16 protein-coding genes are annotated in these 16,787 nt (G+C 42.0%); 2 read left to right on the forward strand and 14 right to left on the reverse strand.

What is annotated here, in order from left to right:
* Window positions 1–39: 39 nt before the first annotated feature.
* From pcaF to ACQKCP_RS02875, 11 genes are all read right to left on the reverse strand, one after another.
* Window positions 40–1,260: a 3-oxoadipyl-CoA thiolase gene (gene pcaF / locus ACQKCP_RS02825; RefSeq protein ID WP_427611661.1), complete on the reverse strand. Its 1,221-nt coding sequence runs from the start codon at window positions 1,258–1,260 to the stop codon at window positions 40–42.
* Window positions 1,261–1,321: 61 nt separating this feature from the next.
* Window positions 1,322–1,981, reverse strand: a complete 660-nt coding sequence (locus ACQKCP_RS02830) for a 3-oxoacid CoA-transferase subunit B (RefSeq protein ID WP_427611194.1) — start codon at window positions 1,979–1,981, stop codon at window positions 1,322–1,324.
* A gap of 37 nt (window positions 1,982–2,018) precedes the next feature.
* The gene (locus ACQKCP_RS02835) at window positions 2,019–2,720 is read right to left on the reverse strand and encodes a 3-oxoacid CoA-transferase subunit A (protein WP_427611195.1); all 702 of its coding nucleotides are present in this window, start codon (window positions 2,718–2,720) and stop codon (window positions 2,019–2,021) included.
* Between the two features lie 115 nt (window positions 2,721–2,835).
* Window positions 2,836–4,032, reverse strand: coding sequence for a benzoate/H(+) symporter BenE (benE, locus tag ACQKCP_RS02840; protein ID WP_427611196.1), 1,197 nt, complete (start codon window positions 4,030–4,032; stop codon window positions 2,836–2,838).
* 78 nt (window positions 4,033–4,110) lie between these two features.
* Window positions 4,111–4,890 carry a 1,6-dihydroxycyclohexa-2,4-diene-1-carboxylate dehydrogenase gene (locus tag ACQKCP_RS02845; protein ID WP_427611197.1) on the reverse strand — a complete coding sequence of 260 codons (780 nt, stop codon included), beginning with the start codon at window positions 4,888–4,890 and terminating at the stop codon, window positions 4,111–4,113.
* Window positions 4,891–4,939: 49 nt separating this feature from the next.
* Window positions 4,940–5,965 carry a benzoate 1,2-dioxygenase electron transfer component BenC gene (gene benC, locus ACQKCP_RS02850; protein WP_427611198.1) on the reverse strand — a complete coding sequence of 342 codons (1,026 nt, stop codon included), beginning with the start codon at window positions 5,963–5,965 and terminating at the stop codon, window positions 4,940–4,942.
* 138 nt (window positions 5,966–6,103) lie between these two features.
* Window positions 6,104–6,601 carry a benzoate 1,2-dioxygenase small subunit gene (gene benB / locus ACQKCP_RS02855; RefSeq protein WP_427611199.1) on the reverse strand — a complete coding sequence of 166 codons (498 nt, stop codon included), beginning with the start codon at window positions 6,599–6,601 and terminating at the stop codon, window positions 6,104–6,106.
* A gap of 71 nt (window positions 6,602–6,672) precedes the next feature.
* On the reverse strand, window positions 6,673–8,052 hold the full coding sequence (benA, locus tag ACQKCP_RS02860) for a benzoate 1,2-dioxygenase large subunit (RefSeq protein ID WP_427611200.1): 1,380 nt from the start codon (window positions 8,050–8,052) through the stop codon (window positions 6,673–6,675).
* A 142-nt stretch (window positions 8,053–8,194) separates the two neighbouring features.
* On the reverse strand, window positions 8,195–9,118 hold the full coding sequence (gene catA / locus ACQKCP_RS02865) for a catechol 1,2-dioxygenase (RefSeq protein WP_427611201.1): 924 nt from the start codon (window positions 9,116–9,118) through the stop codon (window positions 8,195–8,197).
* Window positions 9,119–9,320: 202 nt separating this feature from the next.
* A complete protein-coding gene (gene catC, locus ACQKCP_RS02870) occupies window positions 9,321–9,611 on the reverse strand; it encodes a muconolactone Delta-isomerase (protein ID WP_427611202.1) in 291 nt (96 codons plus the stop codon).
* 89 nt (window positions 9,612–9,700) lie between these two features.
* Window positions 9,701–10,873: a muconate/chloromuconate family cycloisomerase gene (locus ACQKCP_RS02875; RefSeq protein ID WP_427611203.1), complete on the reverse strand. Its 1,173-nt coding sequence runs from the start codon at window positions 10,871–10,873 to the stop codon at window positions 9,701–9,703.
* Between the two features lie 244 nt (window positions 10,874–11,117).
* Here ACQKCP_RS02875 and ACQKCP_RS02880 point away from each other — a divergent pair, with 244 nt between their 5' ends.
* Both ACQKCP_RS02880 and ACQKCP_RS02885 read left to right on the forward strand, forming a co-directional pair.
* The gene (locus tag ACQKCP_RS02880) at window positions 11,118–12,035 is read left to right on the forward strand and encodes a LysR family transcriptional regulator (protein ID WP_427611204.1); all 918 of its coding nucleotides are present in this window, start codon (window positions 11,118–11,120) and stop codon (window positions 12,033–12,035) included.
* 132 nt (window positions 12,036–12,167) lie between these two features.
* A complete protein-coding gene (locus ACQKCP_RS02885; protein ID WP_427611205.1) occupies window positions 12,168–12,995 on the forward strand; it encodes a hypothetical protein in 828 nt (275 codons plus the stop codon).
* A gap of 47 nt (window positions 12,996–13,042) precedes the next feature.
* Here ACQKCP_RS02885 and ACQKCP_RS02890 read toward each other — a convergent pair whose 3' ends face one another.
* The 3 genes from ACQKCP_RS02890 to ACQKCP_RS02900 form a co-directional block, all read right to left on the reverse strand.
* Entirely contained in the window at window positions 13,043–14,053 is a 1,011-nt protein-coding gene (locus ACQKCP_RS02890; RefSeq protein WP_427611206.1) for a glycosyltransferase family 2 protein, read from the reverse strand.
* Between the two features lie 61 nt (window positions 14,054–14,114).
* Window positions 14,115–15,401: a hypothetical protein gene (locus ACQKCP_RS02895; RefSeq protein WP_427611207.1), complete on the reverse strand. Its 1,287-nt coding sequence runs from the start codon at window positions 15,399–15,401 to the stop codon at window positions 14,115–14,117.
* Window positions 15,401–16,705, reverse strand: coding sequence for a glycosyltransferase (locus tag ACQKCP_RS02900; RefSeq protein WP_427611208.1), 1,305 nt, complete (start codon window positions 16,703–16,705; stop codon window positions 15,401–15,403). The genes ACQKCP_RS02895 and ACQKCP_RS02900 overlap by 1 nt, the downstream gene beginning before the upstream one ends.
* Window positions 16,706–16,787 lie beyond the last annotated feature (82 nt).

Below are 16,787 nucleotides of genomic sequence, written 5' to 3' on the forward strand. Positions count from 1 at the left end.
CCTATTAAGCTGGGTGTCTATTTTATTTTGAACGATTAATCAGCTCTCAATACGTTCAATAATCATTGCGATGCCTTGTCCAACACCGATACACATTGAGCAAATTGCATAACGCTTGTTCGTTTTTTCAAGCTGGTTGAGAGCAGTTAAGACTAAACGTGCACCTGATGCGCCGAGTGGATGACCAAGGGCAATCGCACCGCCATTCGGATTGACACGTGCGCTATCGTCAGATAAACCCAAATCACGTGTGCAGGCTAGAGCTTGGGCGGCAAAGGCCTCGTTTAATTCAACGACATCCATATCATCAAGTGACAGACCAGTTTGCGCTAGTAGCTTTTTCATCGCTGGTGCTGGGGCAAAGCCCATAATACGTGGCTCAACGCCTACCGTAGTTGAGGCCACGATACGTGCACGCGGCTTCAAATTGAATTCTTTAACCGCTTGCTCTGACGCTACTAGGAAGGCTGCCGCGCCATCATTGATACCAGAAGCGTTACCAGCTGTCACTGTGCCGTCTGTGGTGACAATAGGACGCAGTTTAGTCAACTTTTCAAGTGTAGTATCAGCACGAGGATGTTCATCAGTATCGATGGTGACAGGCTCGCCTTTACGTTGTGGGATGACGACAGGATTAATCTCATCCTTGAAAAATCCTGACTCTTGCGCCGCTTTAGTACGTTGTTGGCTACGTAATGCAAATGCATCTTGGTCAGCACGATTGATATTGAATTGCTCTGCAACATTTTCAGCCGTTTGAGGCATAGTTTCTGTGCCATATAGCTCATCAAGTTTTGGATTGATAAAGCGCCAACCCATAGTGGTATCTTCAAGCTTTTGGCTACGACCAAAAGATTTATCTGATTTACCTATCACAAATGGCGCACGGCTCATACTCTCAACACCACCTGCGATAATTAGATGGGCTTCACCGGCTTTAATCGCACGCGCAGCTATCGCTAACGCATCCATCGACGAGCCGCACAAGCGATTAACAGTAGTTGCAGGCACTTGATAAGGTAGGCCGGCTAGCAATGACGACATACGTCCGACGTTACGGTTGTCTTCGCCGCTTTGATTGGCACAGCCATAGATGACGTCATTTACTCGTACCCAATCCACATTAGTATTACGTTCCATTAACGCCTTGATAGGGAGAGCACCTAAGTCGTCTGCACGTACTGGTGCTAGACCGCCGCCGTAACGACCAAAAGGAGTACGAATGGCATCGATAATATAAGCATTATTTAAACTAGTCATTGAATTAATCATGGCAATTATCCTGAGTTTTAATTGTTCTAGGCTTTATTTAAGAGGTTTTTTATTTAGTAGCGTCCACTAACATTGCACCAGTCAACTCTTGCAAGTCCAAAAAGCTCATACCATCGACCATTTCAGTGACTAGCAGTCCTTTATCAGTGACATCAATGACGCATAGGTCGGTATAAATGCGATCAACGCAGTTTTTTCCAGTTACAGGGTAGGTAAGTTCGCTGACGATTTTTGGCTCGCCTGTTTTGGTGATGTGATTGGTCATCACAAAGACTTTTTTCGCACCGACGGCTAAGTCCATAGCACCTCCAACAGCGGGTATCGCATCCTCTGCACCAGTACTCCAATTGGCTAAATCACCATTAGCAGCTACTTGAAACGCACCCAACACGCAAATGTCGATATGGCCACCGCGCATCATGGCAAAAGAGTCACCATGATGAAAGTAGCTACCGCCATCGAGCATAGTAACGTACTCCTTTCCAGCATTAATCAGTTCGGGATCTTCTTCACCTTTGGCAGGTGATGGACCAAAAGCTAATAAGCCGTTTTCTGAATGCAAAAACACGTCTTTATCATTAGATAAGTACTGTGCGATTTTGGTCGGTAATCCGATGCCTAAGTTGACATAGGCTCCATCTGGAATGTCTTGTGCAGCTCGTTCGGCTATTTGGTCACGGGTCAAAACGGTGTAAGAGGTATGGCTCATGATGACGCTCCTTATAATTGGCAGTATTTAGCGGTAATTACGCTGCAGTATCAGAAAGTTCAGTACTAGTGCTAGCAGGCTGGACTTGCACCACGTGCTGCACAAAAATGCCTGGCGTAATAACGTGCTCAGGATCAAGCTCACCAAGATCAACTGTTTGAGAGACTTGAGCGATAGTCACGTCAGCTGCCATTGCCATAATTGGACCAAAGTTACGTGCAGATTTTCGGTAAACTAAGTTACCCCAACGATCACCCTTGTTTGCTTTTATTAAGGCGAAATCAGCTTTAATTGGATATTCCAATACATAGTCTTTACCATCGATATTACGAGTTTCTTTGCCTTCTGCGAGCAGAGTGCCGAACCCTGTTGGGGTATATACGGCTCCAAGCCCCATGCCTGCCGCTTGAATACGGCAAGCTAAATTACCTTGTGGTACTAATTCCAGATCAACTTTTCCTGCATGATAAAGCTCATCGAATACCCATGAGTCTGATTGACGAGGGAAAGAGCAAATAATTTTACGTACCGCGCCCGTTTTTAATAATCTGGCAAGACCATGATCACCGTTTCCAGCATTATTATTAATAATGACAAGGTCTTTAACACCTAAATTGATAAGGCCATCAATGAGTTCAGCTGGTTGCCCTGCAGTTCCAAAACCACCAATCATAATAGTGGCGCCATCTTTAATTTGGCTAAGTACATCCGTGATATTTTTTTCAGCTTTATTAATCATGTCTATGTCCTATACAAAAGTAATATTAGGTATTGCGAGACTTAAGTTTTATGCATCTTCGAGACTGTCTTGTCGTTTGGGCTGTTCTATTGATAAAAATGATGTATATTTTTGCTTATGAAAACAAAGGTAATAAGCGTTTTTTGCTTAAAATATAGTAAGCAACCATGCCGATAAGAATGCCCCAAAAAACAGAGCTTAGTCCTAGAAAACTCATACCAGATGCTGTTGCTAAAAAAGTGATTAGCGCTGCATCTCTTTGAGAGTCATCTTTCATTGCTATAGTAATGTTGGTAGAAATAGCACCGATAAGTGCAAGACCTGCTAATGCTGCGACTAGCTCTTTGGGCAGCAAGCTAAATACCATCACGATACTACCGGCAAGTAATCCCCCTAATAGATAAAAAATACCGTTTGCCACACCTGCTATGTAGCGTTTCTCTTTTAATTCATGAGCATCTTTGCCAGTACAAAGTGCTGCGGTGATTGCTGCTAGGACAATCGTAATACCCCCTACACAGGCGACTGCTAACGAAGCGAGGCTTGTAATACTGACGATAGGCTTGGCTGGTGTGTCGTAACCATTAAGATTAAGAATCGCCATGCCGGGTAAAAACTGTCCAGTTAAGCTGACAAGAATGAGTGGAATCGCAAGGTTGAATACGGCATTCCACGTCCACTCAGGCCATATCACAGTCGGTATGGTAATGGCTAAATCTATATCGACAGGGTTCATCTTACCCAATAGAACACTTAAAATGACACCGCATAGCAGTACCCAAATCATGGTATAGCGCGGTGAAAAACGTTTGGCTACTAAGTAACAGCCAAGCATACTAAACACGATAAAAGGCATCGTATTAGTTGCTACAAATAACTCTAAACCAAATTGAAACAGGATGCCTGCCATCATACCGGCAGCGATACCATTAGGAATCCATCTTAAAATTTTGTCAAAAGATCCAGTTGCGCCTACTAAAAAAATCACAATCGCTGATACGATATAAGCGGCTATCGCTTCATTAATACTCATATTCGGAAAGACGGTTACCAGTAGTGCGGTACCAGGCGCTGACCAAGCGGTAATGATAGGGGTTTTATACTTAATGGATAAATAGATACCTGAGACAGCGGCACCTATAGATACTCCCCAGATCCACGATGCCATCATCGTTTCAGACACCTGCGCTGCTTGTGCTGCTTGAAAAAAGATAATTAAGGGGCCAGCATAAGAGATCAGTACGGCCAAAAAACCTGCCACGGTGGCAGAGAGTGACCAGTCGTCTTTCAATGTGTGTATTACGTTTGCCATATTGCTTCCTTGCAAATCAGCAGCGGTTAGATAGTTCTCTGTTCAACGCTATGCTACTTAATAACCTGACGAGAGAGATTAGCCTGCGTCACCACCGCCTACAGGGATAGTGCTTCCAGTGATATAGGAAGATTCATCAGAAGCCAAAAATGTGATGGCATTGACTTGTTCATCTATTGTGCCGTAACGTTTCATAAATGTGCGGTCGATGGTTTGATCAACAACTGCGTTCATCCAGCCTTTTTCCTCATCAGTTAAAGACTTTGTATTACGTGGAATCTTTCTGGGTGGGGCTTCAGTACCACCTGTTGCTACTGCATTAACGCGAATTCCATCACTTGCATGTTCAAAAGCAAGTGACGCAGTCAAGGCGTTTATACCGCCTTTTGCAGTTGAGTAGGGTATACGGTTGATACCACGTGTCGCGATGGAGGAAACATTAACGATAGTGCCAGATTGTTGTTTAATCATCGCTGGCAATACTGCATGACAACACCATAATGTTGGAAATAGTGAGCGACTGATTTCTTTTTCAATCTCTATCTCAGAGAAACTGACGAATGGTTTCATCCATATTGCACCGCCTACATTATTGACCAATATGTCAATACGACCGTAGGTATCAAGAGCTTTATCGATAACATCCTGTGCCCCTTGATAAGTCTCAAGATCAGCTTGGACGGTTGTCGCATGCCCGCCATTTGTAGTGATTTCTGCTAACACGTCTTCTACCAAAGGTGAAAAGTCTGCCATGACTATCTTGCCACCCTCATTTGCTAAGCGTAATGCGACCCCGCGACCGATACCTTGTGCGGCACCCGTTACGACACATACTTTATTATCAAAGCGCTTACTCATTGCTGTCTCCTAGAGAAAAGTATCCTATCGCTGTATTGTTTGAGCTATATTACTGCTCACTAGGTGTGAACTTTTCATAATAAAAATTGCTAGGTTTGAGGTTACTTGTGTCTAACCAATTACTAACGGCATCGACCATCGCCAAAGGACCACACAGATAGACATCAACATCGCCATTATTTAGCCAATCAACTTCAACATGGCTGGTCACATAGCCTTTGCGCTCATGGTCACTTTCTTCGCTTGCGACACAGGTATAATAGTCAAACCAATCGTGGTTTTTCTTCACCTCTTCCAGTTTTTCAATCTCTATCAAATCAGCATCATTAGTAACACCGTAGACCATCTTAACAGGATGATGAGCACCCGATATTTCTAAGCTTTTTAGCATCGATAAAAAGGGTGCTATACCTGTACCACCAGCTAAAAATACAGTAGGACGTACGATAGGACGTAAGTAGAAACTGCCGAATGGTCCTTCAAAATCAATATCTTGACCTAGCTTGGCAACATCAGATAAAAAGGTACTCATCTTGCCATTTGGAATGTTACGGACGACAAATTCAGCCTGATTGGTACTAGGCATTGAGCTAAAAGAGTAGGAACGTGTCTCATCAGAGTCAGGGATAGTAATATTGACATACTGCCCAGGTAAAAATACTAAGGCATCTGGATTATTAACCTCAACGCCGAAGTGAATGGTAGATTCTGACAATACATTTAGCTGCTGTAGCTTACCTTTGAACACAGATTTGCTGACTTTGCAGGCTTCTGATGAGGTTGGCACTTTAATGACGCAGTCGCTCTCAGGGATCATTTGACAGGTCAAGACGTAGCCATCATTAGCTTCGGTTTCAGTCAGTGCTTCTTCAATATACATATCAGGATGCATGTCATAGCTGCCCGATTCACAATGACAACGGCAGGTACCGCAGGCGCCATCTAAACAGTCCACAGGGATATTATATTTTTGGCGATAAGCAGCTTCGGCAACGGTTTCATCATCTTCACATTTGATAAATCCCGTGACACCATCTTCAAACTGTAGAGCTATGTTGTATTCCATGAGAAACATCCTTTTTCAATATATGGCTACTGACTAACATCACTATATTTTTGGTTGGCTCGTTGATACTTTATAAATTACCAACAAGCTATTTTTAAATTTAATTATTTGTACTAACTGGCAAGCATAAATAAAATCATGCGAACTCTAGACGTGATATACATCCATAATTTGGTGTACGTAATCATCTTTTAATACGATGTATTTGTCCAAAATCTTTGGGCTAGCTTGATTCATGTCTATTTTGTATTTAGAGAATCCCCAGTAAGTATTGGTCTCATGATAACGATAAGACTTATTGATCCAGTTAAATCGGACGCTAACAATGCCGTTATTATCTTCAAGTAATTCGATATTAGATAAGTTATGCGTGGTGCGAGTATCAGGAATGGTTGCAGAAGAACGCTCAGTCTCGATACGGAAAATTCGATCTTCAAGCCCGCGACGATCAGGGTAATAAATCAGAGATATTTCGCGTTGCGGGTTGTTTATTAGCTCGCCATCATCATCCCAACTAGGCATCCAAAATGGACAGTCTTCGTCATAACAGGCTAACCATTCTTCCCATTTTTTTTCATCAAGCAATCGTGCTTCACGGTACAGAAACTGACGCACATCTTCGATATTAACCGTTGCATTTTTCATTAGCGATATCCTTTTATATTTGTTCGTCCTGCAATAACTAGCAAGTTACTGGTCTAAGTAGGTAGCTAATATTAGCCTGCGCCATGTAGCTGCTGTTCTTGCTCTAGGGCTTTTTTCATCTCTTCATGCCAATATCGATGTTGCACGGTATACAATCCTTCATCTTCAGTCTTAGCTCCGCTTAACAAAGGCTTCAGGTCGATGGCTTTTGCACCTTCGTCAGCGCCTTCTATCCAGTGCTCGGAACCACGACACATGTCGTTCCATTCGAGCTTAATGCCGTTATAGCCTTGCTGGCATGAGCGGAATTCTTCTAAGTCATCTGGTGTTGCCATACCAGTTACGTTAAAGAAGTCTTCGTACTGACGGATACGGCGAGTACGTGCTTCATCACTTTCGCCTTTCGGTGCGATACACCAGATAGTGACTTCAGTTTTATCAACGGCTATCGGGCGTAGCATACGGATTTGCGAGCTAAATTGATCCATGATATACACGTTTGGATATAAGCATAAGTTACGCGAGCGTCCAATCATCCAGTCGGCCATTGCTTCACCATACTGGGCAACATAGTCATCGCGATACGCAAAATTAGGACGATCTTGCGGGTTCTCCCATTGAGTCCAGAGTAGTAAATGACCGTTCTCAAAAGAATAGAATCCGCCACCTTGACGACCCCATTTGCCAGCATTCATGGCTTTGATGTTGTCTTCTTTTTTTGCTTCTTGCTCTTTGCGACGTGCTGTTGTCGCAGCATAGTTCCAATGGACAGCTGAAACATGGTAGCCATCAGCACCATTTTCAGCTTGTAGCTTCCAGTTACCATCAAAGGTATAGGTTGAGGTGCCGCGTAGTACTTCTAGGCCTTCTGGTGATTGATTGACAATCATGTCAAGAATTTTGGTTGATCCGCCAAGCCAGTCTTCAATCGGTTCGACGTCATCTTTAAGACTAGCAAACAAGAAGCCTTTGTAATTGGCAAGTTTGACTTGCTTTAGATCATGAGAGCCGTCTTTATTAAAAGCGTCAGGGTAACCTGCGCCGCGTGGATCTTTCACCTTGAGCAGTTTGCCTGAATTATTGAAAGTCCAACCATGGAATGGGCACGTATAAGTTGTCTTATTGCCTTTCTTATGACGGCATAACTGAGCGCCTCGATGAGAGCATGCATTGATCATGCAATGCAATTCACCTTCTTTATTACGAGCCACGATGACGGGTTGGCGACCAATATATGATGTGTAGTAATCATTATTATCAGGAATTTGTGTCTCATGAGCCAGATAGACCCAATTGCTTTCAAAGATATGTTTCATCTCAAGCTCAAAAAGCTCTTCGTTGGTAAAAGCGCTACGATGTAGACGATAAATTCCTTTTTCTTTATTTTCTTCCAAAAAACCATCGATAGAAATATCTGATCCTTCAGGTACTAAGTTAATACGCTCGCTCATGACTGTCTTCCTTGTGAATAATGATGTGAGTGTGCTGCGCTTGACATGACAGCAAAGTGTATATCAAGCGCAAATTTATATATTTAATAGCTATTGATCAGTAGCAAATAGCTGTATCGAATAAAGCTGAGATATTCAACTGTTAAGCTTGCGCACGGCGTCGTTCGACTTCACTGCCTTGCACTGGCTTATCGATATCTTTGACTAAGTGAAAATCAAAGTCGATACTGGCATATGGCTTATTAAGACCATGCTCTTTTAACTTATCAGCGTCTTCAATCATATTTACTTCGGGAACTAGACCCTCACGACTAGCAAATGCAAAGTCATCCCATAGATATTCATCACCGTCGATATTGATTTGGGTGGTTAATTTACGATAACCGTCTGCACTAGCGAAAAAATGAATGTGTGCTGGACGATGACCATGACGTCCTAGCGCGCCTAAGACCTTTTGAGTCATGCCTTCTGGCGGTACTGCATAACCTAGTGGCACAATGCTACGGAATGCATAGTTGCCGTTTTCATCAGTAATGATGGTGCGTCGTAGATTAAAAGAAGATTGAGACTCATCAAAGAAAGAGTAGTTACCTAAGCTGTTGGCATGCCAGACTTCAACCTTGGCATTTGGTAAAGGCTGGCCGTTTTCGTCGTAGACGCCTCCTTGCATGAATAGAACGGTACCATTCTCAATATCAGTGCCGTCATCTAAACGGGCAAAACCTTTTTCTTCTGGAGCTCCAGCAACATAAAGTGGGCCTTCGATCGTACGTACAGTGCCACCATCAAGACCAGCTGCTTTGAGATCTTCCTCAATCATCAAATCCATAAAATGATCAAAACCAAGACCAGGGGAGAGTAATCCTGCTTCTTTACCCAAGTCACCAATGAACTCAACCCCAGACCAGTATTCATCGGCCGTGATTTTCAAATCATTGATGGTCTGCATGAGGTCGGTTACGATACGTAAGACAATAGCTTGTATACGTGGATTAACTTGTTCAGGAAAGTCAATTTTACCTTTGATGAACTGAGTGGCTAGTGCTTCAATTTGGTTGCGTTCCATGTCTCTCTCCTTGTTGAGGACTATTTAAAAGGTAGTTATATCGAGTACTCTTACTCAAACTTTACTCATTCACTGCTTATTTTTGGCAATAGGTGCCCATTGGTCTGGTATAGACCAATAATTATTAAAAAATGGATTAAGGCGCTATTATTTAATTAAAATCAAAAGTAATAATGAAATCTAGTAATAGCGTTATAGGGCACTAACTATCATCATCGCGAATAGAAGAAGGATGACGAAGTAGAGGGGTGATCTCGACTTTCATATAAGGGTAAAGTGGTAGCGACATCATAATGTCGTGTAGTTCTTCATTACTTTCGACATCGAAAATACTAAAGTTAGAATACTCTCCCGCTAAGCGCCAAATATGACGCCACTTACCTTGTTCCTGCAGTTTGTGTGATAGCGATTTTTCAGCTTGTTTAAGTTCACTGACCTTATCAGCATTCATATCTGTCGGTAACAACACATCCATTCTGACGTGATATAACATAATTATGTCCTTATATTTTATGGTTAGTCATATGGCTGATATTTGGTCTACATCAGCATTTATTTTACGGAGCTTTTGGCAGAGCACTATTAAGCCCCAGCGTGAGAGTCGCTTACGTAAGTTCCTAACGATATAGGATTTGAGGATGATAAATTTGCTTGTCTGGCATAGTGATATACTTTGTCGCTATCTACCTCGATACCTAGGCCAGCACCGGTTGGAATAATTAAACCAAAATTTTGATAATCAAGCGGTTGAGCTAAAATATCCTCTGTTAGTAGCAACGGGCCAAAAAGCTCCGTGTCAAAGTTCAGACTAGGATAAGTAGAGAACACATGCGCTGATGCAGCAGTACCAATGGGTCCTTCTAGCATCGTTCCGCCATAAAGCTCGATACCTGATAGATGTGCCATTTGTCCGATAAGGCAGGCGGCTTTTAATCCACCAGCTTGATTGATTTTTACAGCAAAAACATCGGCACAGTGATCCGCTGCCAATTGAAACGCATTATATGGATCTTGCACGACTTCATCAGCCATAATAGCCACGTCGAAGTATTCAGCTAAACGCTTTAGCGCTGATTTATTACGCATCGATACTGGTTGCTCGATTAAGTCAACACCGCCATTCTGTAATAAATTTATACCTTTAATAGCTTCAAGCTCTGTCCATGCTTGATTGACATCAACGGTGATGCGGCAATCAGGTAAAGCTTGTTTAATAGCTAACACATGGGCGACATCATCAAGGATAGGGTTGCTGCCTATTTTTAATTTGAAAATCCGATGCTTTCTCTGTTCAATCATCTGATGAGCTTCAGCGATATCGGTATCAGTATTTCCGCTAGCAAGCGTCCATGCCACTTCGATACGATCACGGACGCGACCACCGATGAGCTCGCTGATAGGTAGATCGAGTCTTTTGCCTTCGATGTCGAGTAGAGCAGTTTCAATCGCGCATTTTGCAAAACGATTGCCGCTGATGTGGGTATTCAATAGCTGCATTGCTTTTGCTGTGCTTGTAGGCTTTTCTTTCATCAAGAGAGGGGTAAAGTAAGTATCGATATTAGTTTTGATACTATGAGGACTTTCTTCAGCATAACTTAAGCCGCCAATCGTCGTTGCTTCGCCCCAACCTTCGTAGCCATCTTCGGTTTGGATATGCACCAGAACCAATACTTGTTCATTCATCACGGTACAAGCCAGTTTATGCGCTCGAATAGTAGGTATTGGTACTAGTAAAGTATTAATTGAACGAATCATATCTATCCTTAGTATAAAATTTTGGCTTCCTTATGCTTAATAAGAACTATAGGTGTTAAATATCGACATGTCTAAGACCTATTTAGTCTTGTTTTAATACTTTTTAGGTATTTTGTCGGAAGGTAGGTGGTATGTTATGTTCTTTAGGTATGGACATTTCGTATATGAAGTAGGTGAGAGATAAAAGGGAAGAAATTAGAACGACTTAGGATAGAAACAATAGGAAGTCAATCAAGGAAGAATAATGGAACTCAGGCATTTACGCTATTTCATAGCTGTGGCAGAAGAAAAAAGCTTCAATAAAGCAGCTGCTCGTTTATACATCTCGCAGCCACCACTTAGCCGGCAGATAAAACAGTTGGAAGAAGAGATTGGCGTTACGCTTATCGATAGGGAGAACCGTCCCTTGAAACTCACTGAGGCTGGCGAGTTTTTTTATGATCATGCTATTCAAATTTTAAAAAAATCAGACGATCTGCGTACTATGACTATTCGTAAGGGAAATTTTGATAATTCACTCTCAATAGGCTTTGTGTCATCTATATTGTATGGCATATTGCCGAGAGTAATATCCCGTTTCAGAGAAGTTCATCCGAATATCGAGGTTAAATTGTATGAGCTAAACTCTTGGCAACAAACGCAAGCATTAACAGAAGGTAAGATAGATGTAGGTTTTGGCAGGTTGTTATTTGAAGATGCTTCTATTAGGCGAATGGTGCTTAGAGAGGAAGATTTAGTAGTCGCTGTTCCTATCGAGCACCCATTATCAAAAGAAAAACGCGACAGTTTAAGCTTGATCGATTTAACAAATGAAAATCTCTTACTTTATCCAACAGCACCGAGGCCCAGTTTCATTGATTACGTATTAGAACTATTTGAAAATCGTAATTTGAAAGCGAATTATTTTATGGAAGTGCGTGAATTGCATATTGCCCTAGGGTTAGTAGCAGCAGGAGAAGGGTTGACTATCGTACCAAAGACACTTGAGCATTTACGTCATCAAGAGATAACCTATATACCATTTGAAGAGGGGATATTGACTTCGCCAATCGTGATGAGTGTCAGGCATTTCGATAAGTCTGAATTACTGGAAACGTTATTAGATGTTACTTATCAAATTTATGACGAAGAAGGCTTCATATATAAGCGTGAAAAAATTTGATCAAGTATAAGTTTTAAGGGCTTTACTTATTTAAGACAAAAGCAATAGGTATACTAACGTCGTCAATTTTTCTATAAAAATTGCTAATAATGCTAAAGTAGCAATCAAAAGTTTACATTAACTAAGGTTGCTATGTCCAATATAGAGTCCAATACAAAAAAACCAATATTCAAACAGAGTATCGCGCTGTCAGAGAATAGCGGATATATATCTAATGACATAAATACAGCGAAGTCTGCTTTCTTAACACTACCAGTCGTTATACAGACTGCACTAGAGCAAGCTAAACGAGTCGTTCTGATTGCAAATAATCCTGCTGTGACCACGACGCAGCTTGAGATGCTATTACAGCCCGATGATGTCTTGGTGTTATTTAATCACTTTATTCATGATGATTTTTTTGCCAGCCATCAGTTAGCTAGTTTGTTACCTAAGTTGCTGTTTTTTCGGCAGATTGGCGACAGTAAGCTGCATTTTGGCTTACCGCCTAGAAGTAATCATATATCAGTGGTGGAGCAAATGGCAGAGACCGCCCCACTAGGGGTATTGACGAGCAACCAGCCTTATCAGTTTCCAACATTAGCTGATGATCCAAGCCCTAATGACGATCCTATCACTGCTCATCGTATCTTAGATATTCCTTCGAACATGCAAAAACTATTATCAAGCCTTACCTATCATAGTGTGCTATCAGAGCATCATAAAGTCGTTGCTGACTATCCATGCTTTACCGATATTCATTCGTCAGCACCCTCATCAGGTTTTCTATTGTATCGGCTGATGCTGGCAGCTCGAGCATACTTACACCATATTCAAAAAACGAAACTACCGTTAGAGATAGTAATGACCGGCTTCAATGACAATGATAAAACTGCTCATTTTTGGCATGGTCATAACTGGGGTTTTGAACGTCAGGAAATGAGTCGACCACCTATAGGAGTGACTATTCATCGGTACTAGAATATTGATTAGCTAAGTTTTCGTTAGCTAGAAATTGCTAGAAATAGTTAAACATAAGGAGCGTCGGGGCAATGAGCGCGCTTTATCTCATTGTCGTCAGGCTCTCGTCGTACGGCTATCAGTGATGACTGTTCTTCGATCCAATCAATTAGCCTCATGTCGGAAAATTGGGACAGCCATCCTGTCATGGGCCAACAGTGCCATTTTTGATAGAAGCGATTGGCATTGACAATGATACTGTCCAGATGGTTGAGGGGTGGCCGGTAGACACTGTGCTGCTGATGATAGGCGATATCGGCAGTAAGGTAAAAATCGATATCTAATCGACGTGCTGTAAAGGCAAAATCGGTATCTTCTGCGCCATAACCTGTATATTGGGTGTCAAAACCACCAATTTTATCAAAAGTCTGTTGATTGATAGCGAAGCATAGGCTCCAAAATGCACCGTAATCATCAGTCTGTTTGATAGCTGTTTGCTTTATTCTAACTTGCTTTGTTCCAGCTTGGTTTGAGTCAGCTTCATCAAAATTATAACGATAAGGGTTATAGACAGATAGCTCGTCTAAAAGAGAAAAAGGCAGATGATTAATTTTTAATTGTGCATTTTCTTCTACTGATAATGGTCGCGTTAGATAACGCGGTTGACCCATCAAAAGCGCACTAGGATATTGCAGAAGCTTCTTATACATTTGCTCAATAAACGTAGGCGCTACGATACAATCAACATCCAAAAAAATCAGCATATCGTGAGTTGCCTGCAACGCTCCAAGATTGCGATTATGTCCGATGTCAAACTCTGTAGTTGTAATATCGTCACCATCATTCACAGTCGATTTAACCGTAGTCGGTAACTTCACGATATTCAATGAAAATTCGGCTAACCGATTGGGATCAGCGTCGTCGTTGACGATAATGACTTCGGCTGGCTTCACACTACTATTTTCTAGACTACTAAGTAGGTTATAGAGATGACGATTACGACCATAGCAAGTCGTAATGACGGTCATCGATACAGTATCAGAAGTCATGCTAACGTTACTTGTTGGCTGGATGGTCATCGCTTGTCTTTACCTCGTTATCGTATTGCCTGTTACTTTTAATAAATCAGTATTTAATAAGTCAGTATTTAATTGTTGATTCGGGTGTTAAGTTGAGTCGAGGAAGCAACCAGTTTTCAAACCAAAGCTTAGTAGTAGGATAATCAGTGGTGCTATGCATGAACGCTTGAGAAGCTGTTGGCGTAGCTATGTTGGTTTCCCCGCTGTTATTTTCTTCAATGCTATCAACTGAGGTAGTGGGGTGTGGTTTATTTCGGCCATGAATGGTTTGGGCAATAGATTCAAGTTGACCATCATTGACGCTCATTAAGGTTTTAAACTGTTGCCAATTTAAAGCTTTATTTTGAGCAACTAACGCTTCAGCCATGACGGCTTGTTCATTATGCGGCCTGTCATCAGGCACCACTATGAGCGGCGTATCGTAATGATACGCTTGCGCAACAGCATTTAGGCCACAGGCCATCATCAAATAATCGCTATGACAAATAAATGGTGTGACGTCATCTACCTCAGTTGGGATATCGACATAACATCGTTTGTCATCGTCTATAGGCCCGAGAGAGACAATTAATGCATTGGGTAGCAGTGAGCGCAACTCCGGTAGTTTTTCGTCAATCGCTTTGTGTCCACCGTAGCCTTTGATAACGGTAACAATAGGTATTGTAGCTTCGGACTTGTCTATTAATTGAGCCTTGATAGATGGTAGGTTTGTAGATTTAAGATCAGAATTTTCTTGATCAACGCTTAGTTTTGTCAAGATATCTATAAAGCTCTCATAAGTGTATGACTCAGCTTCTTGATAGTAGATAAAGTCAAGATAGAGCGTCTTATCACAGACCCACTTAGATGTATGTGCAGATTCTAACGCTTTAGGATAAGGTGCTAGTAAGGCAAGCGCGCCAGCAAAAGCACCTATATGTGGCGCATCATCGCGAATACCAGGAAGCCTAACGTAAAGATAAGGAATGCTTGCCGCACGGCAGAGCATCGCTACCTCAACGCTGACATCGATAATCATCAGATCAATCTTACGTTGAAAAATAGTGTCTAGTATTTGGTGACTGCGTTTTTGAATGTCACTATTGCCTACGGGCGAGTAGTGTAGGCTGGCTGGTTGCCAATATTCTCCTGCACGACCTGCTAGTATGTCATCGGGGCGTTCATCTTCTGCATTCAAACGTACGATTTGTTGTTCATCAATGGCGGTAAAACGATAGCTATCTATATCTAAACTCGTAAATACCGTTAATTGCGCTCTTGCATCATTAGGCAGCAATGCAGCCAGTTTGTCTGCCTGTCGGCAATGTCCTGAGCCGTGATGATGAGCATAATATCCAATACGCATCATTACGATCCCTCAGAAAGGCTAACAAGATTATTCTCAGTTTCAACTGGTGCTTGAATGGCTTGATTAAAAAACTGCAGGGAGTCTTTTGTTAAATCAGACAGCTCATAGCTGTTAATACTATTGATATAACTTTCTGAATTGTCTTCTATTAACGCAGTTCTATTTTTTAACGCTGCTCGGTACAATCCCAGATAGCCGTCTACCATCGCTGACACTGAACAAAACTGCAAAGCACGGTCACGGCAGGCTTGACGTGATATGTTTTTAATCGTAGAAAAACCATTGATAAAGGCGGCTTTGTCTTTTTTAGGTACGATGACTCCTGTCTCTGGAGTAATAATTTCGGCACTGGCTCCAGCATCGAAACCAATGACTGGTGTGCCACATGCCAGACTCTCAGCCAAGGTCAATCCGTATGGCTCGTCCCAAGTACTGGTAAATAGCATGGCAGTTGCTCGGCACAAGTAATTGTTAATCTCGTTCTTGGTGACATGACCTACGTAACTGAATAGTTTGTCATCGCCACTCTTACTGTCTTTAAATAACAAAGGGGCTACTTTTTGATTGAAGTAGTCTTCGTTGCTTTTAGGTCCTGCAATGATAAGTTTTTTTCCAGCTTCCATGCAGTACCGCATGGCTAAATGAGTGCCTTTTTCAGGGCAAATACGTCCATACCAGAAATATACCTCGTCATCGCTACCATTAGTATTGCCAAGCGTTTCTGTATTGGCAATAAAGGATTCGACATCGATGCCGTTATACACCACTTGTGAGGGGACAAACTCAGCGAATAACTGCTGTTGGTGCTTACTAATTGCTGTAAATTGAGTGGTTGTACCAGAGCGTAATGTTAAAAGTGCCAAACGTAGCTGTGGAAAAATAGGCGTATGAAAAGTGGTAAAAAATCTTTCGCCAAACGCTTGGCCTGTCATCATCGGAATGTGATGCAGACTGTGGTTATGTACGATATCAATCTCACCGCGTTCATCACGTTCGATAATATCTCGTAAGGCTATCTGATAAGTGAGATATTGATACATCTCTTCACGGCCCATGGCGACCGTTTCATGCTCATTATCATAGACCATCTTGTTAAACTCATGACGAGTCAATAACGGCACCAACGTTGCTTTCGTCTCGCTATCTTTATGAGCGTAAAGCAATACCTCATGACCTTGCGCCACTAGCTCATCACAAATCAATTGGGTAATCATTTCTAGACCACCCGCGTAAGGCTGGGCAATGGGATACAGTGAATGCGCAATAATGGCAATACGTAGCGGTGAATTCGAAGACATAATCATGTTTTTGAGACCTTTATAGTTATAAGCATCATGGCTATAAGCGTTTTGGTTAGTAGAGTGGTGTATAGGGAACCTAGTATAG

Origin of the sequence: Psychrobacter sp. NPDC078631, from assembly GCF_050268165.1 — a bacterium.
Lineage (GTDB): Bacteria > Pseudomonadota > Gammaproteobacteria > Pseudomonadales > Moraxellaceae > Psychrobacter.